We start from the raw sequence: 19,642 nt of genomic DNA, 5'->3' as shown, positions 1-19,642 counted from the left end.
CCTAGCCCAGAGCTCCGGCGATCTGGTCGATCTGCGCGGTGGCCAGCCGGCCGCCATAGGTGGCCTGCAGGGTCTCGGCGGTAAAGGCCTCGTCCACCGGGCCTGCGGCCAACTTGCGCGTGTTGATCAGGAAGACGTGGTCGAAATAATCCGTCACGGTGGCCAGATCATGATGCACCGCCACGACGGTCTTGCCCGCCTGTTTCAGCGATTTGAGAACCGCGATGATCGCCTTTTCGGTGGCGGCATCCACCCCGGCGAAGGGCTCGTCCAGCAGGTATAGGTCGGCGTCCTGCGCCAGCGCGCGGGCCAGGAACACCCGCTGCTGCTGGCCGCCGGACAGCTGGCCGATCTGGCGGTCGGCAAAGTCATGCATGCCGACCCGGTTCAGGCAGTCCATCGCCTTGGCGATGTGCCGCATGCGCACCCGGCCCAGCAGGCCCAGTTCGCGCGACAGCCCCATCAGCACCACGTCGATCACGCGGGTGGGGAAATCCCAATCGACGCTGGCGCGCTGCGGCACATAGGCGATGCGGGCGCGCTGTTTCTCAAGCGGCCTGCCAAAGACGGTGACCTGCCCCGAAACCGGCCGGACGATGCCCAGCGCCGCCTTCAGCAGGGTGGACTTGCCCGCGCCGTTCGGACCGATGATCGCGGTCATCGACCCAAGTTGAACGGTCATGTCCACGGAAAACACCGCCGGTTTCTGGTTGTAGGACACGGTCAGCCCGCGAATGGCCAGCGGGCTGGCCTGAACCGATGGATCGGTCGGGCGAACGCCCTGTTTCGCGGCAAGCTCGACCATGTCAGGACCCCGCCGCCAGCTTGCCGTCCATGCCGCGCGCGGGCACATCGGCGCCCAGCCCGCGGGCGATGACGGTGAAGTTGTGATCGAGCATGCCGACATAGGTGCCCTCGTAGGTGCCCGGCGCGCCCATTGCGTCCGAGAACAGCTCGCCGCCCACGGCAACGGTGTGCCCCTTGGCCGCCGCCCCCTCGATCAGCGCCCGAACCGACCGGTCGGACACCGAGCTTTCGACGAACACCGCCGACACCTGCCGTTCGACCAGCATATCGACCAGTTCGCCGATCCGGTTGAGCCCCGCCTCGGACTGGGTGGAAATGCCCTTGATGCCGGTCACCTCGAACCCGTATTCCGCGCCGAAATAGCCAAAGGCGTCATGGGCCGTGACCAGCACCCGCTTGTCCGCGGGGACCTGCGCCAGAACCTGTTCGCCATAGGCGTGCAGGCGGTCGATCCTGTCCAGAAACGCCTGGGTGTTCGCGGCGAACAGGTCGGCGGCCTCGGGGCGTGCCTCGGTCAGGGCCTGCTGCACCTCGATCACGACGTCGCGCCACAGGACCGGGCTCATCCACAGATGCGGGTCGTACTTGTCGGCATAGTCGTCATGGGCCCGCAGTTTCGACTTGTCGACCCCCTCGGCCACGGCCACCACCTGGCGTTTGCGGCCGAGATCGTGAAAGAAATCCTCCATCTGCGCCTCGAGATACAGGCCGTGCCACAGAACCAGGTCGGCGCGGGTCATGGCGACGATGTCGCTGCGGGTCTGGCGATAGGCATGGGGGTCCACGCCGGGTCCCATCAGCGATTTCACCTCGACCTGGTCGCCACCGATCTGCTGCACCGCATCGGCGATCATGCCGGTCGTGGCCACCACCTTCAGCGGGGCCTCGGCCCATCCGGCGACGGGCAGTATGGTGGCAAAGGCGAGCGCAGCGAGAAATTGACGGCGAATCATGTTCGTCCTCGGGTTGGGTTCACGTTGACCCCGAATATGAGAACCATTCGCAACTAAGTCAATGCAATTGCGAATTACTCGCAAGAAAATGCCTATTTTGTCCGTTTGGTCAAAAATCTGAGGTTACACGGTGCGCAACGCCTTTCCTTCGCCGCCGTCTCGTGCGATTTTGGCGCAAACCTCCCAAAGGACGTGACAATGGATACGCAGAGCTCAGAAAGCCCCGTGCGCACCGCGCATCTGCCGCAAGTGACCGAGCCCCGAAACCCCGGCATGGATCTGGACCTGGACTGGGTGCGCGCCGTGCAGGCCAACACCTCGGCCATCGAGCGCCGCGCTGCGACCCTGCCCGGGCGCCGGTCGGTCAAGAAAGAGCATCAAGCCGCGTGGCTGCTGAAGGCGATCACCATGATCGACCTGACCACCCTGTCGGGTGATGACACCGAAGGCCGCGTGCGCCGCCTGTGCGCCAAGGCCCGGCAGCCGGTGTCCCCCGCGCTTCTGAAGGCGCTGGACATGCCGCCGATCACCACCGGCGCGGTCTGTGTCTATCACGACATGATCGAAACCGCGGTGGAGGCGCTGACAGGCACAGGCATTCCGGTCGCGGCCGTGTCCACCGGCTTTCCGGCGGGTCTGTCACCTTTTCACCTGCGCGTGGCCGAGATCGAAGAGAGCGTGAAGGCCGGGGCCGAGGAGATCGACATCGTGATCTCGCGCCGCCATGTGCTGAAGGGCGACTGGCAGGCGCTGTATGACGAGATGAAGGCGTTCCGCGCAGCCTGCGGCGAGGCGCATGTAAAGGCCATCCTCGCCACCGGCGAACTGGGCAGCCTGCGCAACGTGGCGCGCGCCTCGCTGGTCTGCATGATGGCGGGGGCCGATTTCATCAAGACCTCGACCGGCAAGGAAAGCGTCAACGCCACTCTGCCCGTGTCGCTGGTGATGATCCGCGCGATCCGTGACTATTATGACCGCACCGGCTATCGCGTGGGCTACAAGCCCGCGGGCGGGATCTCCAAGGCCAAGGACGCGCTGGTCTACCTGTCGCTGATCAAGGACGAGCTGGGCGACCGCTGGCTGCAGCCCGACCTGTTCCGGTTCGGCGCGTCGTCGCTGCTGGGCGATATCGAGCGGCAGTTGGAACATTTCGTCACCGGGGCATACTCGGCCGGCTACCGGCACCCGATGGGCTGAGGACAGGAACAATGACAGTCAAAGAGATTTTCGAGACCATGGAATACGGACCCGCCCCGGAAAGTGCCGTCGAGGCTCTGGCATGGCTGGTCGATCAGGGCGACAAGTTCGGCCATTTCATCGACGGCGCCTCCACCAAGCCGGGCAAGGGGTTTGAAAGCCGCAACCCGGCCACCGGCGAGGTTCTGGCGACCCTGACCCAGGCCACCCAGGCCGACGTGGATGCCGCCGTGGCCGCCGCGCGAAAGGCGCAACCCAAATGGGAAAAGCTGGGCGGCCCCGCCCGCGCCCGATACCTCTATGCCATCGCGCGGCTGATCCAGAAACACGCCCGCCTGTTCGCGGTGCTGGAAACGCTCGACAACGGCAAGCCGATCCGGGAATCGCGCGACATCGACATTCCGCTGGTGCAGCGGCATTTCTACTATCACGCGGGTATGGCCCAGCTGATGGAAAGCGAATTGCCCGACGCGCAAGCGCTGGGGGTTTGCGGCCAGATCATCCCGTGGAACTTCCCGCTGCTGATGCTGGCGTGGAAGGTGGCCCCGGCGCTGGCCATGGGCAACACGGTGGTGTTGAAGCCTGCCGAATACACCTCGCTGACGGCGCTGCTGTTTGCCGATATCTGCATGCAGGCCGGTCTGCCCAAGGGCGTGGTCAACATCGTCACCGGCGACGGCGCGGTGGGCGAGATGATCGTGAAGGCGGACGTGGACAAGATCGCCTTTACCGGCTCGACCGAAGTGGGCCGCCGCATCCGCGAGGCCACCGCCGGGTCGGGCAAGTCCCTGACGCTCGAGCTGGGCGGCAAGTCGCCCTATATCGTCTTTGACGACGCCGATATCGATTCAGCCATCGAAGGTCTGGTCGATGCGATCTGGTTCAACCAGGGCCAGGTCTGCTGCGCGGGCTCGCGCCTGCTGGTGCAGGAGGGCATCGCCGAGCGGTTCTACGCCAAGCTGCGCGCCCGCATGGACACGCTGCGCATCGGCAACCCTCTGGACAAGTGCATCGACGTGGGCGCCGTGGTGGACCCGGTGCAGCTGCAGACCATCAAATCGATGGTCGAGGGCAACGCGGTGGGCCAGGTTTACCAGCCCGCCTGTGAGTTGCCATCGAATGGCTGCTACTACCCGCCGACGCTGATCACCGGACTCGAGACCTCGGACCCGCTGATGCAGGAGGAGATATTCGGCCCGGTTCTGGTCTCGACCACCTTCCGCACCCCGGCCGAGGCGGTCGAGTTGGCCAACAACACCCGCTATGGGCTGGCGGCCACGGTCTGGACCGAGAACGTCAACCTTGCGCTCGACATCGCGCCCAAGCTGGTTGCGGGCGTGGTCTGGGTGAATGCCACCAACCTGTTCGACGCGGCCGCGGGCTTTGGCGGCGTGCGCGAAAGCGGCTTTGGCCGAGAAGGTGGCTGGGAAGGGCTGAGCGCCTATACCAAGCCCAAGGGCAAAACCAAGCCGCTGGCGAAAATCGAGCCCGTCGTGGGCGAGGGCGGCCCGGTCGACCCGATCGACCGCACCGCCAAGCTGTATGTCGGTGGCAAGCAGGCGCGGCCCGATGGCGGCTATTCCCGCGCGGTCTGGGGCAAGGCGGGGCTGCTGGGCCATGCGGGTCTGGCCAACCGCAAGGACGTGCGCAACGCGGTCGAGGCCGCGGCGGGAGCCAAGGGCTGGTCCAAGACCACCGGCCATCTGCGGGCGCAGATCCTGTATTACATCGGCGAGAACCTCTCGGCCCGCGCAGACGAGTTCGCGCATCGCATCGACGCGATGACCGGCCGCAAGGACGGCGCGAAAGAGGTCGACGCCGCGATCCAGCGCCTGTTCACCGCCGCCGCCTGGGCCGACAAGTATGACGGCCAGGTGCATGGCGTTCCGATCCGGGGCGTGGCGATTGCGATGAAGGAACCGGTGGGCGTGATCGGCGCGCTGTGCGCCGACGAGGCGCCGCTGCTGGGTCTGGTCTCGGCCATGGCGCCGGCGATCGCGATGGGCAACCGGGTGGTTCTGGTGGCGTCCGAGCCCTATCCGCTGGCGGCCACCGATTTCTACCAGGTGCTGGACACCTCGGACGTGCCCGCCGGCGTGGTCAACATCCTGACCGGCAGCCACGAGGAGCTGGCCAAACCGCTGGCCGCGCATCTGAACGTGGATGCGGTCTGGTCCTTCTCGTCATCGGACCTGTCGGGTGAGATCGAGAAAGCCTCGGCCGGGAACCTCAAACGGACCTGGGTGAATAACGCGACGGCATTCGATTGGGGCATGGACCACACCCGCCGCTTCCTGCAGGCTGCGACCGAGATCAAGAACATCTGGGTGCCCTACGGCGAGTAGGGCTCCCGCCAAGGGAGGCCTATATGGACTTTGCGGGAAAGACGGTCATCGTCATCGGTGGCACCAGTGGCATCAACCGGGGCATCGCCGAGGCATTCGCGGCTTCGGGCGCGAAACTGGCCGTGGCCAGCCGCTCGCAAGAGAAGGTGGACGACACGGTCGCCGCGCTGAAAGCGGCCGGTGCGGCCGAGGCCATCGGCGCGGCCTTCGACGTGCGCGATGCCGAGGCGGTCGCTGAGGGGCTGAAACAGTTCCACGCGGCGCTCGGCGATTTCGACGTGCTGGTTTCGGGGGCGGCGGGCAACTTCCCGGCGCTGATGGCGGAAATGTCGGTCAACGCCTTCCGCACCGTGGTCGAGATCGACCTGATGGGCACCGTGCATGTGCTGAAAGGCGCCTATCCCTATCTGAAACGGCCCGGCGGCAACGTCATCAACATCTCGGCCCCGCAATCCTATCTGCCCTACGAGGGTCAGGCCCATGTCTGCGCGGCCAAGGCAGGCGTCGATCAGATCACCCGTACCCTGTCGATGGAATGGGGCGTGGAAGGTATCCGGGTGAACTCGGTGGTGCCGGGTTTCATCGAGGGCACCGAGGGCGCCAAGCGTCTGGCCCCCACCCCAGACGCGGGCAAGCAATTGCTTCAGGACGTGCCTCTGGGCCGCTGGGGCACCCCGCAGGACGTGGCCAATGCCTGCCTGTTTCTGGCCTCGGACATGGCCAGTTACATCAGCGGGACGGTTCTGGCCGTGGACGGGGCGCTGTATCAGCGCGGCTCGGGCCGGTTCGGCCAGATGATGGGGCAGATGCTGCGCGGCATGGCCGGCAACAAGGGCTGAGCACCGCCCAGCCCCGCGCCTCAGTTCGTGGTCTCGAGCCCCTCGGGTTTGCCCACCACCACGAAATGCAGCCCGTCCGGGTCCAGCAACTCGGCCGCGACGCGGTTCACCTCGTCCAGCGTCACCGCGTTCACCTTGTCGTTGCGGGTGGCGATGTAGTCGATCGGCAGGCCTTCCATCTGCATCCCCACCATGATCCCCGCGATCCGGGCATTGCCGTCGAAGCGCAGTGGATAGGCACCGGTCAGATAGGTCTTGGCGTCGTCCAGCTCTTTCTGGGTCACGCCTTCGGTCGCGGCGCGCCGCCATTCGTCGCGGATCACCGTGATGGCCTGCGCGATCCGGTCATTGGCCGAGGACACCGACCCCAGATAGACCGAGGCCAGATCCTTGGGCACCAGATAGGTCCCGACGCCGTAGGTCAGGCCGCGCTTTTCGCGCACTTCCTGCATCAGGCGGCTTTCGAAACCTCCGCCGCCCACGATGTGGTTCAGGATGTAGGCCGCGAAGAAATCCGGGTCGTCGCGGTCGATGCCTTTCTGGCCGAACAGCGCCACCGATTGCGGCGTGTCGAACTCGACCACCGTGACGCCGCCGGGGATGTTCACCTGCGCCTTGCCGGGGATCGGCTTGCCCGTCTCGGGCAGATCGGCCAGCAGATGGTCCAGCAGCGCGCCCAGTTCGTCGGGGGTGATGTCGCCCACGGCACCCACATACAGCCGGTCCTTGGCAAATACGCCCTTGTGGGCCGCCACGATGTCATCGCGGGTCAGGGCCGAAATGCTTTCGATCGTGCCCTTCCCGTCCGAGCCGTAAGGGTGATCGCCATAAGCCATCCGGGCGAAGGTCCGCCCCGCGATGGTGTTCGGGTCGGTCTGGTCGGACCGCAACCCGGACAGCACCTGCGCCCGCACCCGGTCGATCGCATCCTGGTCGAACCGCGGCTGCTGGATCGTGGTACGCAGCAGGTCCACCGCCTGGTCGCGGTTCTCGGTCAGGAACTGGGCCGAGATCGCCACGCTGTCATCCGACGCGTCATAGCCGAAGGAGGCCGCCAGCGACTCCAGCGCCCGCGCATAGCTGCGCGCGTCCATGTCGCCCGCGCCTTCCTCCAGAAGGCCGCTCATCAGGTAGACCGCACCGCGCTTGTCGGGATCGTCCAGCGAGGTGCCCCCACGGAACCGCAGTTCCAGCGCGGTGAAGGGGATCGAGTGATCCTCGACCAGCCAGGCCCGGATACCGCCGGGCGAGGTGACCTCCTGGATCTTGATTTCGGCCCAGGCGGGCAGCGCGAACAGCAGGGCAATCAGGGGGGCAAGGAAACGGATCATTGGGTCACCTCGTCATCACGCATCAGCCAACCGGTGACCGAAGATTCGGGGCGCAGAACCTCGCGCGCGGCGGCGATGATATCGTCGCCAGTGACGGCCTGCAGGATGTCGGGCCAGGCCTGCACGTCTTCGACCGTCAGGCCGCTGGTCAGCGCCCGCCCATAGCGGTTGCCGATTCCGTCGACATTGTCGCGGGCATAGATCTGCGCGGCGCGCAATTGCAGCTTGATCCGGTCCAGATCCTCTTGCTTGACGCCCTCGGCGATGAAATCGGCCACCGCCTGATCCATCGCCTCTTCGGCCTGTTGCAGCGACACGCCCTGCGCCGGTACGACGATCAGGTCAAAGGTCGTGTCATCCAGCGACACCCCGCGATAGAACGCCCCAGCATAGACCGCCAGCTGCTGATCCAGTTGCAGTTTTTCGTTCAGGTAGGATGTGGTGCTGCCGCCCAGCAGCTCGGCCAGCAGGTACAGCGCCGCGGCCTTCTCCTGCGCGCCGGCGTCGCGTTCGGGCGCCAGATAGCTGCGGTGGACATAAGGCTGCGATACCCGCGCATCCTTGAAGGTGAGGCGCCGGGCGGCGGTCTGAGGCGGCTCCTGCGAGCGGACCCGCTCGGGCAGGTCCGGGTTGGCCGGGATCACGCCGTAATAGGTTTCGGCCAGCGCCTTGACCTCGGCCGGGTCCACGTCACCGGTCACCACCAGGATCGCATTGTTGGGCGCGTAATAGGTCTGGTAGAAGGACAGCGCGTCCTCCATGTCCAGCTCTTCCATTTCGTGCTTCCAACCGATCACCGGAACGCCGTAGCGGTGGTTGAGATACTGCGCTGCGCTCATCTGTTCGCCAAACAGGGCGCGGGGGTTGTTCTCGGTGCGCTGGTTGCGCTCTTCCAGGATCACGTCGCGTTCGGTCGCGATGTCCTCCTGCGAGAGCCTGAGGTTGCGCATCCGGTCGGCCTCCATCTTCATCATCAGGCCCAGCCGGTCGGCCGCGACCCGCTGGAAATAGGCCGTATAGTCATACGAAGTGAAGGCGTTGTCATTGCCGCCATTGGCCGCGACGGTGGCCGACAGCTCGCCGGGGGCCATGCTGTCGGTGCCCTTGAACAGAAGATGTTCCAGAAAATGCGCCACGCCGGATGAGCCCACCGGCTCGTCCGCCGATCCGGCCCGGTACCAGACCATGTGCTGCACGACCGGGGCGCGGTGATCCTCGATCACCACCACGTCCATGCCGTTGTCCAGGGTAAACGTGGTCACGGCCTCGTGGCCTGTTCCGGCCAGAACCGGGGCTGCGATTGTCAGTGCGGCGCAAAACGCCAGGGCCCGAACCATGGGGCATCCTCCGTCTGTGTCGTTGGTCTTCAAACTACGGTGGCGCCGGGCGGGATCAAGAGCGATGACGGAAAGTTAAGGATTATTCATCCGGCGGGAAGGACGGGGTTTCGTACCCCTGCCGGCGGAAGGCTTCGGCCTGCTGCCTGGAATCGATGGACTCGCGCTTGTAGACCTGCGCGTAGCGGTCCACCTTGAACAGGCGCAGACGGGTCCAGCGCGCCTGGCGCGTGCGGAAGGCCTCGTCCTCGGCGGCCAGCGCCTGCCGGGTGTCGGGCGCCACGCCATAGCGGCTGGAGGCCGTGACCAGCGCCGCATCCGACGACGGGATGCCGCCTGCGGACTTCAGCGCCGCGGCGTTTCCGCCCAGCGCGGCCACCGCGTCACCTTTGGGGTTGGGATCGGTCAGGTTCTCGCCGCCCGGTGTGGGGGCGGGCAGAAAGGCATAATCCTTGGGCTGGGTCAGCGGCTTGACCGGCATCACCGAAAACTCGTCAGGCCCCGAGCCGGGCGCTTCGAGATGGCGCAGGCCAATATCGGAACATCCCGCGGCAAGGGCGGCGAGTGTCAGGGCAACAATGGCGCGCGGCATCCGCATCTTGGTCTCCAGCCTGTTTCAGGCGCTTTTATCGCATAACAACCAGCGCGTCACGAGGGCTTTTTGCCGTCGAACAGCACCAGCCCCAGCGCGCCGGCAAAGATGAACACGTCGGCCAGGTTGAACACATAGGGGTTGTTGATGCCGCAGCAGGACATGTTCAGGAAATCCAGAACATACCCGTACAGCACCCGGTCGACCACGTTCCCCAACGCTCCGCCGATCAGCAATCCACCGAAAACCAGCATCCGCCGCGATGCGGCCGTGCGCCAGAGCCAGACGAAAACGCCGATGCTGATGGCCAGCGAAACAGCGACGAGAAACCAGCGCGCGGCCTCGGAATTGCCCTGGAACAGGCCGAAATTGATGCCCCGATTCTCGCCGTACCGAAAGGTCAGCATCGGCGGCAGCACGTCGATGCCGCCGGGGTGGTCGGCCACGCGCAACACGTGGACGACCAGGTACTTGCTGAGCTGGTCGATCGCAAATGCGGCCAGCCCGGCCCAGAGCAGAACCCGGACCCGCATCAGTGGCGGAAGTGCCGCATGCCGGTGAACACCATGGCCAGGCCGGCCTCGTCGGCGGCGGCGATCACCTCGTCATCGCGCATCGACCCGCCCGGCTGGATCACGCAGGTCGCGCCTGCGGCGGCGGCCTCCATCAGCCCGTCGGGGAAGGGGAAGAACGCATCCGACGCCACGGCCGAGCCGATGGTCAGCGGTTCGGGCAGGCCCAGGGCTTCGGCCATGCGCTCGGCCTTTTTGGCGGCGATCAGGGCCGAATCCACCCGGCTCATCTGACCGGCGCCGACGCCCACCGTGGCCTCGTTCCTGACATAGACGATGGCGTTCGACTTGACGTGCTTGGCCACTTTCCAGGCAAACAGCAGATCACGCATCTGCTCGGGCGTGGGGGCCAGCTTGGTCACGACCTTCAGGTCATCCATCTCGACATGGCCGTTGTCCTTGTCCTGCACCAGAAGCCCGCCGGCCACCTGGCGGAAGGCCAGCCCGCCCGCGCGGGGGTCGGGCAGCGCCTCGGTGGTCAGCAGGCGCAGGTTCTTCTTGGCGGCAAAGATCTCTTTGGCTTCGTCGGTAGCGCCCGGAGCAATCACGACCTCGGTGAAGATGCCGGTGATTTCGCGCGCGGTTTCCGCGTCCAGCGGCCGGTTCAGCGCCACGATCCCGCCAAAGGCCGAGGTCCGGTCGCAGTCGAACGCGGCCTTGTATGCCTCGAGCAGCGTCGCGCCCTTGGCCACACCGCAAGGGTTCGCGTGCTTGATGATGGCACATGCGGCGCTGTCGCGCGGGTCGAACTCGGCCACCAGTTCAAAGGCGGCGTCGGTGTCGTTGATGTTGTTGTAGCTCAGCTCCTTGCCCTGATGCTGCACGGCGGTGGCGACACCGGGACGGCCCGAGCCATCGACATAGAACGCCGCCTGCTGGTGGCTGTTCTCGCCATAGCGCAGGGGCTGTTTCAGCTCGCCGGCGAACACGCGGCGCTTGGGCGTGTCGATCTGCAGCGCGTCGGCCAGCCAGCTGGACACGGCCGCGTCATAGGCTCCGGTGCGGGCATAGGCCTTCTGCGCCAGCCACTGGCGGAAGCCCAGCGACGTCTTGCCGTAGTTTTCCTCGAGCTGATCCAGCAGGGCCGAGTAATCCTCGACATCCACCACCACGTTGACGAACGCGTGGTTCTTGGCCGCGGCGCGGATCATCGCGGGGCCGCCGATGTCGATGTTTTCGATGCATTCGTCATAGCCCGCGCCCTTGGCCACCGTTTCCTCGAACGGGTAGAGGTTGACCACCAGCAGGTCGATCGGACCGATGCCATGCTCCTGCATCGCCGCCACATGGGCGTCATTGTCGCGCAGCGCCAGCAGGCCGCCATGCACCATCGGGTGCAGCGTCTTGACCCGGCCATCCATCATCTCGGGGAACCCCGTGACCTCGCTGACATCCTTGACCGCAAGCCCCGCATCACGCAGCGCCTTGGCGGTGCCGCCGGTCGACAGCAGCTCGACCCCGCGGTCGGCCAGGGCCTTGCCCAGATCGGTCAATCCGGTCTTGTCGGAAACGGAAAGCAACGCGCGGCGCACGAGGTGAAGGTCGGTCATGGGTCCAAAGATCCTTTTGGCTCAGTCGAAATCGGGCTCGTCCCGGTGCACGTCGCGCACGGCATAGGCTGTATCCTGCGCCTTGCTCAGCGTCCACCGGATGCGCGTCGCATACCCGATTGCGCGGCCGGAGAGAACGATCTGTTTTGTCGCGCGGGGCTTCAGGCGGCCTTTTTCCAGGTAAACGCTTGGCTCAAGCGCCAGTTTCGCCGCCCCATCATGGCGAAACACCCAGATCTCGCCGCTTTTCAGCGCCATCGACACAGCCGACCCGCCCAGATCCAGCGCCACGTCCACATCCGGGTGCAGGTGAAACCGGATGTCGAAACCGACCCCCTCGAGGTGCGAGGCCTCGAGCGCGCGGTCGTATTGGCGCCTGGCCTTGCCATCCAGAGACAGCAGGTTGTCTTCCCCGCTCAACTCGCGCCCGTCGAAGCGCAGTTCGAGGGTACGGGCATGGGTCAGGCCAAAAACCCGGACATAGCCGTCATGCCCGGCCATGAGACGCACCCCGTGGGGGCCGTGCTCGAACTCGGCCGGAACCAGGTGCGGGCCATCCACCAGCGCCTCGTGCGCGGACCCCTTGGCCGGAGCGGCCAGCCGCGCGCTGGAAAAGCCGCCCAGGCACAAAGTCGAATGCGACGGCGTGGCCCGTCCGGCCCGACGCCATTCCAAGCCAAAGCTGGCCCCCGAACCGCAGTTGACGATCAATGGGCGCCGCCCCGACGTCAGTTCGAAAGCCAGTGTGGACGCATGACCGTTGTACGATGCCGCCCCCGTGGGCGGCCGAGCCGCGTCGGCGATCACCGTGGTCCGCGCCGCCGACAACCGCGCGTAGCCCATGGCCAGCCCCCCGGTCGGCGCCGGTTTCACGCCACTTTGCGCCAGCGCCTGTTCCAGCCGGCCCTCGACCCCGCGCCCGCCGCCGTGGAACCGCGCAAGCGCGCCGTCGGCGTGGCGCAGGCTGCGCAGCGTCGGGGCAATCCGTTTGATGGCCTCCATCTGCGCGGCCGGAGTGCCCCGCCCCACTTCGCCCAGTGCGGCCGAGGTCCAGGTCAGCAGGGTGAACACGTCCAACAATTCTTCGGGGTTGCGGGTGGGAATGCCGCCCTGTGCATCGATCTGGGTCTGGCATTCCCGCGCCAGGGCGCGCACCGCCGGGTCGGCGATCTCGTCCATCCCCTCCAGCGCCAGCCCCGCCTGAACCAGGCCCGCCAAGGCCTCGAACCGCGGCAGCCCCGGTGTCGCCGCGTGCCAGCGTTTGGACAGGAACCAGGTCTGCTGTGACAGAGACCGGAAAAACAGGCGACTATGGGCCTCGTCCATACCGCGCAGAAGGAACAGCGCGTGATTGATCCAGCGGATCAGGCGGCGTCCGGTCAGGTCCGGGGCCCAGCCCGGACCCTGCCCCTTGCCGTGGGTCTCGATCCAGCCCCAGACCCAGCGTTGCGCCTTTTCCCGTGCCGCGGCATCACCCACTGCGGCCAGATCGTCCAGCCAGGCAAACCCGTGCCGCTCGTCGTCGAATGCGGCGTTGGGGGCCGCGACCTCCCACAAGCCCGTGTCCGGGGCTTCGACCAGGTAACCCGCAAACAAGAGATTTCCCGCCACCAGTTGCCGCCCGCGCGCAAAGGAACCGACAGTGCGCGGCTCGGGCTGACCGACAAAGCCGCTGACAGGTTTGCGGCGTTGGCTGAGGCGCGCGTAGAGACGGTTCTGAAACCGCACCCATCGGTTGGCCATGGTGTCCGAATTCGACATGACGTGTGTTGCTCTGCCCCTGCCGCTCTGCTGGCGTTTGAACCAACGATAGCCGGGCCGGTTCGTCAAGTCATCGAAAAGCGACCGGTCAGGCCGATTTGCTCAGGCAGGCGATGTAGAACCCGTCCATACCGCCCAGATCGGGCCAATAATCGGGACGCAGGCGCAGCCCGCCTTCCTCGGTCAGCCAGCCGGGTTGAACGCCGGGCACCTGCAACGCCGCGCGGTCCACCTGCATGTCGGGATGTTGCGGCAGCGCCTCTTCGATCTGCACCTCGCCTTCGTCGGGCAGCAGCGAGCAGGTGCAATAGACCAGTCGCCCGCCGGGTTTCAGCAGGGTCCAGGCATGGGCCAGCATCCGGGCCTGCAACGCGATCAGGCCACCGAATTCCGAGCCATCCTTGGCAAAGGGCAGATCCGGGTGCCGCCGGATGGTGCCGGTCGCCGAACAGGGCGCGTCCAGCAGGATCGCGTCGTACTGACCCCGATGGTCCAGCGCGTCACCGGCGACCACCAGGGCCGACAGCCCTGTGCGTTCGAGGTTTTCCCGCACCCGCGCCAGCCGGGCCTCGGAAATGTCCAGCGCGGTGACCTCGGCCCCCGCCGCCGCCAGTTGCAGCGTCTTGCCGCCGGGCGCGGCGCACATGTCCAGAACCCGCTCGCTGGGCCGAGGCGCCAGAATCCGCGCCGGCAGGGCGGCGGCGGCATCCTGCACCCACCAGTCTCCGGCCGCATAGCCCGGCAGGGCCGAGACCTGCCCCGCGTCAGCAACCCGCACCGAGCCGGTCGGCAGTTCGGTGCCCATTGGGATCGTTGCGCCGGGTTTCGGCGTCAGGTCCAGCGGTGCGCCGTTGAAATGGGCCTGCTCCATGCCCTTGACCGCCTCCGTGCCCCAGGCCGCGATCAGCGGCTCGCGCAGCCAGTCCGGCAGGCGCGGCACCCGCATCTTGGGCCAGGCCTCGGGGCCTTCGGCGGCGATCTTGCGCAGAACCGCGTTGACCAGCCCCTTGAGCCGCCCGTGCTTGCGCGAGCGGCCGATGATCTCGACCATCGCGTTCACGACGCCATGCGCAGCCTCGCCCTGGCACAGTTCGACCGTTCCCAGACGCAGCGCGTTTTGGACGGTCAAAGCCGGTGTGCGCCGCAGATGCCCCTCCAGCAGGCGGTCGGCGCGTTCAAGCCCGCGCAGGGTCTCCAGCGCCAGCCGCTGCGCCCGCGCGCGGTCTTCGGGGGCCAGGCGATCCAGCGCCCCGGCCGCCAGGCATTCGGACAGCAAGCGCCCCTCGCCCAGGATCTGATCCAGCAGATGGATGGCGCTGCGCCGCGCCGCCGTCGGGGTGTTGGTCATGAAACCGCCTTTGCAAGGTTTGCGCCCGCATTGCCATCAGCGGACGAGGGCGTATATCAAGGCCATGCACGGAAAGGAACCCGATGTCATGAGCGACGACCGCACAGACCTGCCGCCCGCCGCCCGGCGCGCCCTGGCCGAGGCCGAGGAGCGCCGGCGCAAGGCCGAAGCCGACGCCAAACCCCTGCCCAAGGAGCTGGGCGGGCGCGACGGCCCCGATCCCGCGCGCTTCGGCGATTGGGAGAAGAAGGGCATCGCGATCGATTTCTGACCGCTCAGACCGCCGCGCGCAGGGCCTGCAGGAAATCGCCGATCAGGGCCTGCTGCTTTTTCGACTGCGCCCGGTCCCGCGGCCAGGTCAGCCAGTATCCGTCGCGGGTTTCCAGATCGGGACGCCCCAGCCGGATCAGGCGGCCCGAGGCCAGATCCGCCGAGGCCAGGGCGACCGACCCCAAAGCGACCCCCAACCCCTGCCGCGCCGCGCCAAGGGCATGTTCCATCGAATCAAAGCTCAGACCGGCGCGTGGCAGATCCGTGTCGCCCGTCTTCTGCATCCAGTCCTGCCAGCCGGGCCGTTCGCCGCGCAGCTCGATCACGGGCGCGCGCCAGCTGACGCCCGGCGCTGCCATCGGAGTCAGAACCTCGGGCGCGATCAGGTCGGCGGCGCGCCCCGGCCAGTTGCCGCGCCCATATCGGATCTGAAGCCAGGTCCGCTCGTCCTCCAGCGAGGACCGCCGGGCCACCGAATCCGTGGTGACCTGCACCTCGGGTCGCAGGGCGCGAAAGGCCCCTAGACTGGGCAGCACCAGCGCCTGGATATGCGAGGACAGCCCGGCCACCCGCAGCGCGCGCGGGGCGGTGCCGAACAAATCCTCGGTGTTGCGTTCCAACGCCCGCAGACTGTCCTGCACCAGCGGCAGATAGCTTTCGCCCTCGACCGTCAGCGACACGCCGCGCGCCTCGCGCACGAACAGGGACCGGCCCAGCCAGGATTCCAGATTGGCGATGCGCTGGCTGACCGCCGCCTGGGTCAGGCCGAACTCGCGCGCCGCGGCCGAGAATCCGCCCAGCCGCCCGGCCGCCTCGAACACGCGCAGCCAGTCCAGCGGCGGCAGGCCGACCTTTTTCTTGCTCATTAGATTTTCCAACCCTCAGAGGAAACAAGCCTTAATTGTCGTAATGCCATATCCCGCGTATCTCCTCAACCAAAGCCCGCGCTGAACAGGAGAGCCCCATGCTGCGCCACGCCACCCATGACCCGGCGGTTGTTTCGGTTGAATTCAAAGACGGCACCCGCGCCCGTTTCCACGCCATCTGGTTGCGCGACAATGCGCTGGACCCGCAGACGCGCGACCCCGGCAACGGCCAGCGCCTGATCACGATCGGCGACATTCCGGCAAAGATCGCGATCCAGGCGGCCGAGGTGGCGGGCGGCGACCTGCAGGTGACTTTCGCCCCCGAAGACAAGACCGTCACCTTCCCCGCAAACTGGCTGGCCGCGCATGTCTATGATCGGGACCAGACCCGCCCGATGGGCTGGCTGTCGCCCGGCATCACCACCTGGGACGGCGGGTTCGCGGCCCCGGCTGGCGACTGGACGCAGGTGCATGAAAGCCCCGCCGCCAAGAGCGACTGGCTGGCGGCGGTCGCCGAATACGGCTTTGCCAAGCTGACCGACGGCCCGACCGAGCCCGGTTCGCTGCTGAAGGTCGCCGATCTGTTCGGATATGTGCGCGAGACCAATTATGGCCCCTATTTCGAGGTGCGGACCGAGGTGAACCCGACCAACCTGGCCTATACCGGCCTTGGCCTGCAGGCGCATACCGACAATCCCTATCGCGATCCGGTACCCACGCTGCAGATCCTCTATTGCCTGGAAAACAGCGCCGAGGGCGGGGAGTCGATCGTGGTCGACGGCTTTCGCGCGGCCCAGCGCCTGCGCGACGAAAACCCCGAAGCCTTTGCCCTGCTGGCGGGCTATCCCGCGCGGTTCGAATACCGCGGTTCGGACGTGGTATGCCTGCGCGCGCGCCGCCCGATGATCGAGCTGTCGCCCGATGGCGAATTGATCGGCATCCGCTTCAACAACCGGTCCTCGGCCCCGTTCGTGGATGTGCCCTTCGACCGGATGGAAGCCTATTACGCCGCTTACCGTCGTTTGGGCGAGATCATCGACGACCCGGCCATGGGCGTGGCGTTCAAGCTGGAACCAGGCGAGAGCTTCATCGTCGACAACACCCGCGTCCTGCACGCGCGGCTGGGCTATTCGGGTGCCGGGGCGCGCTGGCTGCAGGGGTGCTATGCCGACAAGGACGGGCTGCTGTCGACCCTGGCCGCGATGCGGATGGCGCAACCGGAGGCGGCGGAATGAACCCCGATTTCCAGACCCTGACCCGCGACAACATCGTGGCCTTCATCGCCGATATCTTCGACCGGCGCGGGGGCCAGGAATATCTGGGCGAGCCGGTCACCATGGCCCAGCACATGCTGCAGGGCGCCACCATCGCCGAGCAGAACGGCATGCCCGAAGAGATCATCGTGGGCGCCCTGCTGCACGATATCGGGCATTTCACCTCGGAATTCGGCACCTACCATCCCGACGACACCGAGGACCGCCACCACGAGGATGCCGGCGCCGAGGTGCTGGAGCGGTTCTTTCCCTCGGTCATCACCGATTGCTGCCGCTATCACGTCGCGGCCAAGCGGTACCTGTGTGCAACCAGGCCCGAGTATTTCAACCGTCTGTCGGCGGCCTCGGTCCATACGCTGGAATTGCAGGGCGGCCCGATGAGCGCCGAGGAAGTCGCGGCATTCGAGGCCAACCCGAACCTGAAGGAAATCATCCAGGTCCGGTATCTGGACGAGGCCGGCAAACGGCCCGACATGGACACCCCCGGCTTCGACCATTTCGCGCCGATGGTTCAGCGCATGGTCGACCGGCATCTGGGCGAGGATTAAAGGCCCAGCACATCCACCATGTCATATTGGCCGGGGGTCTTGCCCTGCCCCCACAGCGCCGCCTTCAGCGCGCCTCGGGCAAAGATCGCCCGGTCGGTGGCCACGTGGCGCAGCACGATCCGTTCGCCCGGCGCGGCGAACAGAACGTCATGTTCGCCGACGATGTCGCCACCGCGGATGGCGTGGAACCCGATATGGCCGCGTTCGCGCGCGCCGGTGATCCCGTCGCGGCCCCGATCGGCGACATCGGCAAGGTTCACGCCCCGCCCCTCGGCCGCGGCCTCGCCCAGCATCAGAGCCGTGCCCGAGGGCGCATCGACCTTGTGATGGTGATGCGCCTCGATCACCTCGATGTCGAAATCCTCGTCCAGCGCGGCGGCGACCTTTTTGGTCAGTTGCACCAGAAGGTTGACGCCCAGGCTCATGTTGCCCGCCCGCACGATCACCGCATGGCGCGCGGCGGGTTCCAGCGCGGCGATCTGTTCGTCGCTCATGCCGGTGGTGCCGATCACATGCACGCAGCGCGCCTGCGCCGCCAGCGCGGCGAACTCCAGCGTCGCCTCGGGCGCGGTGAAGTCGATCACCGCCTGCGCCTGTGCAAAGGCCTCGAGCGGATCGTCGGTGACGGTCACGCCCAGCGGCTGGCCGCCCATCGCGGTGCCCACGTCCTGGCCGATCCAGTCATGGCCAGTGCGCTCGACCGCGCCGACCAGCCGCGCCTGATCGCTGTCGGTGATGGTCTTGATCAGCATCTGCCCCATCCGGCCCGAAGCCCCGGTCACGACGATTCCCGGAATATGCGTCATTGCGCTGGTCCTTCTTCTGAAATTCGGCTCAAAGCCTCCTACCCGGTTCGGGGCCGCTTGGCAAAGCCCCGCTTTGCGCTTAGATCGGGGACATGGCTAAGAACAAATTCCACGACGGCCCCGGCCCCTCGCAACGGCAGCTTCGCGTCGGCGAACTGATCCGCCGCACCCTGTCCGAGGTGCTGGCGCGCGACGACGTGCACGACCCAGACCTGAACCGCCTGTCGATCACCGTGGGCGAAGTGCGCACCTCGCCCGACCTCAAGATCGCCACCGCCTATGTGCTGCCGTTGGGCGGCAAGGGGCAGGACACCGTGATCGAGCTGCTGACGCGCAACAAGGGCGAGCTGCGCCGCATGGTCGGCAAGAAGGTCGGCCTGAAATTCGCCCCCGACCTGCGCTTTCGCCTGGACGACACGTTCGACCGGATGGACGACACGCGCCGGATGTTCGAACAGGACGCCGTGCGCCGGGACCTGGACGAGTGATCCGCAGGACCGCAGCTGTGATCGCATTGCTCTGGGCCGGACAGGCCGGCGCGGTGACGTGCGAGCGTGTGGTCCACGAAGACCGGCGCTATACCGTTTGCGAGGTTGACGCCACCACCGAAGACCTGCGCCTGTTCCTGTATGACGAAGCGGGCCAGGTGCTGGGCCATTTCTCGTCGGTGAACGAAGAACTGGCCGGCGCGGGCCAGCGTCTGAGCTTTGCGATGAACGCCGGCATGTATCACGAGGACCGCTCGCCCGTGGGCCACTATATCGAAGACGGCGAAGAGCTCATGCGCGTGATTCCCAACGCCGGCCCCGGCAATTTCGGCCTGCTGCCCAACGGGGTGTTCTGCATCCGCGAAGGCCGCGCCGACGTGTTCGAGACGCTGGACTATCTGGACCGCAAGCCCGAGTGCCGTTTTGCCACCCAATCCGGCCCGATGCTGGTGGTCGATGGCGAATTGCATCCGCGGTTCCTTGAGGAGTCGACCTCGCGCTATATCCGCAACGGGGTGGGCACCAGCGCCGATGGCAGCCGTGCGGTGTTCGTGATTTCCGAGGATTACGTCACCTTCCATGAATTCGGCCGCCTGTTCCGCGACGTGCTGAACACGCCCAACGCGCTGTTTTTCGACGGCAACATCTCACGCATGTATGATCGGGCGGCAAACCGGTCGGACGTGGGTTTCTCGCTGGGGCCGATCGTCGGCGTGGTCGAGGACATCCCGGCAAATTGACAGCGCCGGGCCGATCCG

General features: G+C 66.6%; 19 protein-coding genes. 8 read left to right on the top strand and 11 right to left on the bottom strand.

Translation table 11 applies throughout. The annotated features are described in order from the left end of the window. Position 1 precedes the first annotated feature (1 nt). A complete protein-coding gene (locus F3H26_RS01560; RefSeq protein ID WP_149774301.1) occupies positions 2-805 on the bottom strand; it encodes a metal ABC transporter ATP-binding protein in 804 nt (267 codons plus the stop codon). A 1-nt stretch (position 806) separates the two neighbouring features. Then, positions 807-1,760 carry a metal ABC transporter solute-binding protein, Zn/Mn family gene (locus F3H26_RS01555; protein WP_149774300.1) on the bottom strand — a complete coding sequence of 318 codons (954 nt, stop codon included), beginning with the start codon at positions 1,758-1,760 and terminating at the stop codon, positions 807-809. A gap of 198 nt (positions 1,761-1,958) precedes the next feature. Here F3H26_RS01555 and deoC point away from each other — a divergent pair, with 198 nt between their 5' ends. The 3 genes from deoC to F3H26_RS01540 are packed head-to-tail and all read left to right on the top strand — an operon-like array spanning position 1,959 to position 6,141. Further along, positions 1,959-2,957, top strand: coding sequence for a deoxyribose-phosphate aldolase (gene deoC / locus F3H26_RS01550; RefSeq protein ID WP_149774299.1), 999 nt, complete (start codon positions 1,959-1,961; stop codon positions 2,955-2,957). 11 nt (positions 2,958-2,968) lie between these two features. Then, positions 2,969-5,302, top strand: coding sequence for an aldehyde dehydrogenase family protein (locus tag F3H26_RS01545; protein ID WP_149774298.1), 2,334 nt, complete (start codon positions 2,969-2,971; stop codon positions 5,300-5,302). Between the two features lie 23 nt (positions 5,303-5,325). Beyond that, positions 5,326-6,141, top strand: coding sequence for an SDR family oxidoreductase (locus F3H26_RS01540; RefSeq protein ID WP_149774297.1), 816 nt, complete (start codon positions 5,326-5,328; stop codon positions 6,139-6,141). A gap of 20 nt (positions 6,142-6,161) precedes the next feature. Here F3H26_RS01540 and F3H26_RS01535 read toward each other — a convergent pair whose 3' ends face one another. The 7 genes from F3H26_RS01535 to F3H26_RS01505 all read right to left on the bottom strand — a co-directional run bounded on the left by F3H26_RS01535 (position 6,162) and on the right by F3H26_RS01505 (position 14,632). Further along, positions 6,162-7,472 (bottom strand): M16 family metallopeptidase, encoded by a 1,311-nt coding sequence (locus F3H26_RS01535; protein ID WP_149774296.1) that lies wholly within the window; start codon positions 7,470-7,472, stop codon positions 6,162-6,164. Beyond that, positions 7,469-8,809, bottom strand: coding sequence for a M16 family metallopeptidase (locus F3H26_RS01530; protein WP_149774295.1), 1,341 nt, complete (start codon positions 8,807-8,809; stop codon positions 7,469-7,471). The genes F3H26_RS01535 and F3H26_RS01530 overlap by 4 nt, the downstream gene beginning before the upstream one ends. A gap of 82 nt (positions 8,810-8,891) precedes the next feature. Further along, on the bottom strand, positions 8,892-9,407 hold the full coding sequence (locus tag F3H26_RS01525) for a DUF3035 domain-containing protein (RefSeq protein WP_149774294.1): 516 nt from the start codon (positions 9,405-9,407) through the stop codon (positions 8,892-8,894). A gap of 50 nt (positions 9,408-9,457) precedes the next feature. Then, positions 9,458-9,934: a signal peptidase II gene (lspA, locus tag F3H26_RS01520; protein ID WP_149774293.1), complete on the bottom strand. Its 477-nt coding sequence runs from the start codon at positions 9,932-9,934 to the stop codon at positions 9,458-9,460. Continuing rightward, complete coding sequence (gene purH / locus F3H26_RS01515; RefSeq protein ID WP_149774292.1) at positions 9,934-11,523, bottom strand: bifunctional phosphoribosylaminoimidazolecarboxamide formyltransferase/IMP cyclohydrolase; 1,590 nt, start codon at positions 11,521-11,523, stop codon at positions 9,934-9,936. The genes lspA and purH overlap by 1 nt, the downstream gene beginning before the upstream one ends. Before the next feature lie 21 nt (positions 11,524-11,544). Continuing rightward, positions 11,545-13,284 (bottom strand): heparinase II/III family protein, encoded by a 1,740-nt coding sequence (locus tag F3H26_RS01510; RefSeq protein WP_149774291.1) that lies wholly within the window; start codon positions 13,282-13,284, stop codon positions 11,545-11,547. An 88-nt stretch (positions 13,285-13,372) separates the two neighbouring features. Beyond that, complete coding sequence (locus tag F3H26_RS01505; RefSeq protein ID WP_149774290.1) at positions 13,373-14,632, bottom strand: RsmB/NOP family class I SAM-dependent RNA methyltransferase; 1,260 nt, start codon at positions 14,630-14,632, stop codon at positions 13,373-13,375. Positions 14,633-14,720: 88 nt separating this feature from the next. On the opposite strand from F3H26_RS01505, the gene F3H26_RS01500 reads away from it, so the two are divergent. Further along, on the top strand, positions 14,721-14,903 hold the full coding sequence (locus F3H26_RS01500; protein WP_149774289.1) for a DUF1674 domain-containing protein: 183 nt from the start codon (positions 14,721-14,723) through the stop codon (positions 14,901-14,903). 4 nt (positions 14,904-14,907) lie between these two features. On the opposite strand, the gene F3H26_RS01495 is transcribed toward F3H26_RS01500, so the two are convergent. After that, positions 14,908-15,768: a LysR family transcriptional regulator gene (locus tag F3H26_RS01495; protein ID WP_149774288.1), complete on the bottom strand. Its 861-nt coding sequence runs from the start codon at positions 15,766-15,768 to the stop codon at positions 14,908-14,910. Positions 15,769-15,866: 98 nt separating this feature from the next. On the opposite strand from F3H26_RS01495, the gene tmpA reads away from it, so the two are divergent. Both tmpA and tmpB read left to right on the top strand, forming a co-directional pair. Next, positions 15,867-17,003: a 2-trimethylaminoethylphosphonate dioxygenase gene (tmpA, locus tag F3H26_RS01490; RefSeq protein WP_149774287.1), complete on the top strand. Its 1,137-nt coding sequence runs from the start codon at positions 15,867-15,869 to the stop codon at positions 17,001-17,003. Beyond that, positions 17,000-17,590 (top strand): (R)-1-hydroxy-2-trimethylaminoethylphosphonate oxygenase, encoded by a 591-nt coding sequence (gene tmpB / locus F3H26_RS01485; RefSeq protein ID WP_149774286.1) that lies wholly within the window; start codon positions 17,000-17,002, stop codon positions 17,588-17,590. Before tmpA ends, tmpB begins: the two co-directional genes overlap by 4 nt. On the opposite strand, the gene dapB is transcribed toward tmpB, so the two are convergent. Continuing rightward, entirely contained in the window at positions 17,587-18,396 is an 810-nt protein-coding gene (gene dapB / locus F3H26_RS01480; protein WP_149774285.1) for a 4-hydroxy-tetrahydrodipicolinate reductase, read from the bottom strand. The two genes, tmpB and dapB, sit on opposite strands and share 4 nt — an antisense overlap. A 92-nt stretch (positions 18,397-18,488) precedes the next feature. Here dapB and rbfA point away from each other — a divergent pair, with 92 nt between their 5' ends. After that, positions 18,489-18,884, top strand: a complete 396-nt coding sequence (gene rbfA, locus F3H26_RS01475; RefSeq protein ID WP_149774284.1) for a 30S ribosome-binding factor RbfA — start codon at positions 18,489-18,491, stop codon at positions 18,882-18,884. A 17-nt stretch (positions 18,885-18,901) separates the two neighbouring features. After that, positions 18,902-19,624 (top strand): phosphodiester glycosidase family protein, encoded by a 723-nt coding sequence (locus F3H26_RS01470; RefSeq protein WP_149774283.1) that lies wholly within the window; start codon positions 18,902-18,904, stop codon positions 19,622-19,624. Positions 19,625-19,642: the final 18 nt, after the last annotated feature.

Source organism: Ruegeria intermedia (assembly GCF_900129345.1).
Classification (GTDB): domain Bacteria; phylum Pseudomonadota; class Alphaproteobacteria; order Rhodobacterales; family Rhodobacteraceae; genus Ruegeria; species Ruegeria intermedia.
Note: the sequence above shows the minus strand (reverse complement) of the source record. Positions and strands in the feature narration are given on the sequence as shown.

Bases quoted from the DNA above. Each gene is read 5' to 3' on its own strand.
- F3H26_RS01560 (WP_149774301.1), bottom strand. From the start codon at position 805: ATGGTCGAGCTTGCCGCGAAACAGGGCGTTCGCCCGACCGATCCATCG.
- F3H26_RS01555 (WP_149774300.1), bottom strand. From the start codon at position 1,760: ATGATTCGCCGTCAATTTCTCGCTGCGCTCGCCTTTGCCACCATACTG.
- deoC (WP_149774299.1), top strand. From the start codon at position 1,959: ATGGATACGCAGAGCTCAGAAAGCCCCGTGCGCACCGCGCATCTGCCG.
- F3H26_RS01545 (WP_149774298.1), top strand. From the start codon at position 2,969: ATGACAGTCAAAGAGATTTTCGAGACCATGGAATACGGACCCGCCCCG.
- F3H26_RS01540 (WP_149774297.1), top strand. From the start codon at position 5,326: ATGGACTTTGCGGGAAAGACGGTCATCGTCATCGGTGGCACCAGTGGC.
- F3H26_RS01535 (WP_149774296.1), bottom strand. From the start codon at position 7,472: ATGATCCGTTTCCTTGCCCCCCTGATTGCCCTGCTGTTCGCGCTGCCC.
- F3H26_RS01530 (WP_149774295.1), bottom strand. From the start codon at position 8,809: ATGGTTCGGGCCCTGGCGTTTTGCGCCGCACTGACAATCGCAGCCCCG.
- F3H26_RS01525 (WP_149774294.1), bottom strand. From the start codon at position 9,407: ATGCGGATGCCGCGCGCCATTGTTGCCCTGACACTCGCCGCCCTTGCC.
- lspA (WP_149774293.1), bottom strand. From the start codon at position 9,934: ATGCGGGTCCGGGTTCTGCTCTGGGCCGGGCTGGCCGCATTTGCGATC.
- purH (WP_149774292.1), bottom strand. From the start codon at position 11,523: ATGACCGACCTTCACCTCGTGCGCCGCGCGTTGCTTTCCGTTTCCGAC.
- F3H26_RS01510 (WP_149774291.1), bottom strand. From the start codon at position 13,284: ATGTCGAATTCGGACACCATGGCCAACCGATGGGTGCGGTTTCAGAAC.
- F3H26_RS01505 (WP_149774290.1), bottom strand. From the start codon at position 14,632: ATGACCAACACCCCGACGGCGGCGCGGCGCAGCGCCATCCATCTGCTG.
- F3H26_RS01500 (WP_149774289.1), top strand. From the start codon at position 14,721: ATGAGCGACGACCGCACAGACCTGCCGCCCGCCGCCCGGCGCGCCCTG.
- F3H26_RS01495 (WP_149774288.1), bottom strand. From the start codon at position 15,768: ATGAGCAAGAAAAAGGTCGGCCTGCCGCCGCTGGACTGGCTGCGCGTG.
- tmpA (WP_149774287.1), top strand. From the start codon at position 15,867: ATGCTGCGCCACGCCACCCATGACCCGGCGGTTGTTTCGGTTGAATTC.
- tmpB (WP_149774286.1), top strand. From the start codon at position 17,000: ATGAACCCCGATTTCCAGACCCTGACCCGCGACAACATCGTGGCCTTC.
- dapB (WP_149774285.1), bottom strand. From the start codon at position 18,396: ATGACGCATATTCCGGGAATCGTCGTGACCGGGGCTTCGGGCCGGATG.
- rbfA (WP_149774284.1), top strand. From the start codon at position 18,489: ATGGCTAAGAACAAATTCCACGACGGCCCCGGCCCCTCGCAACGGCAG.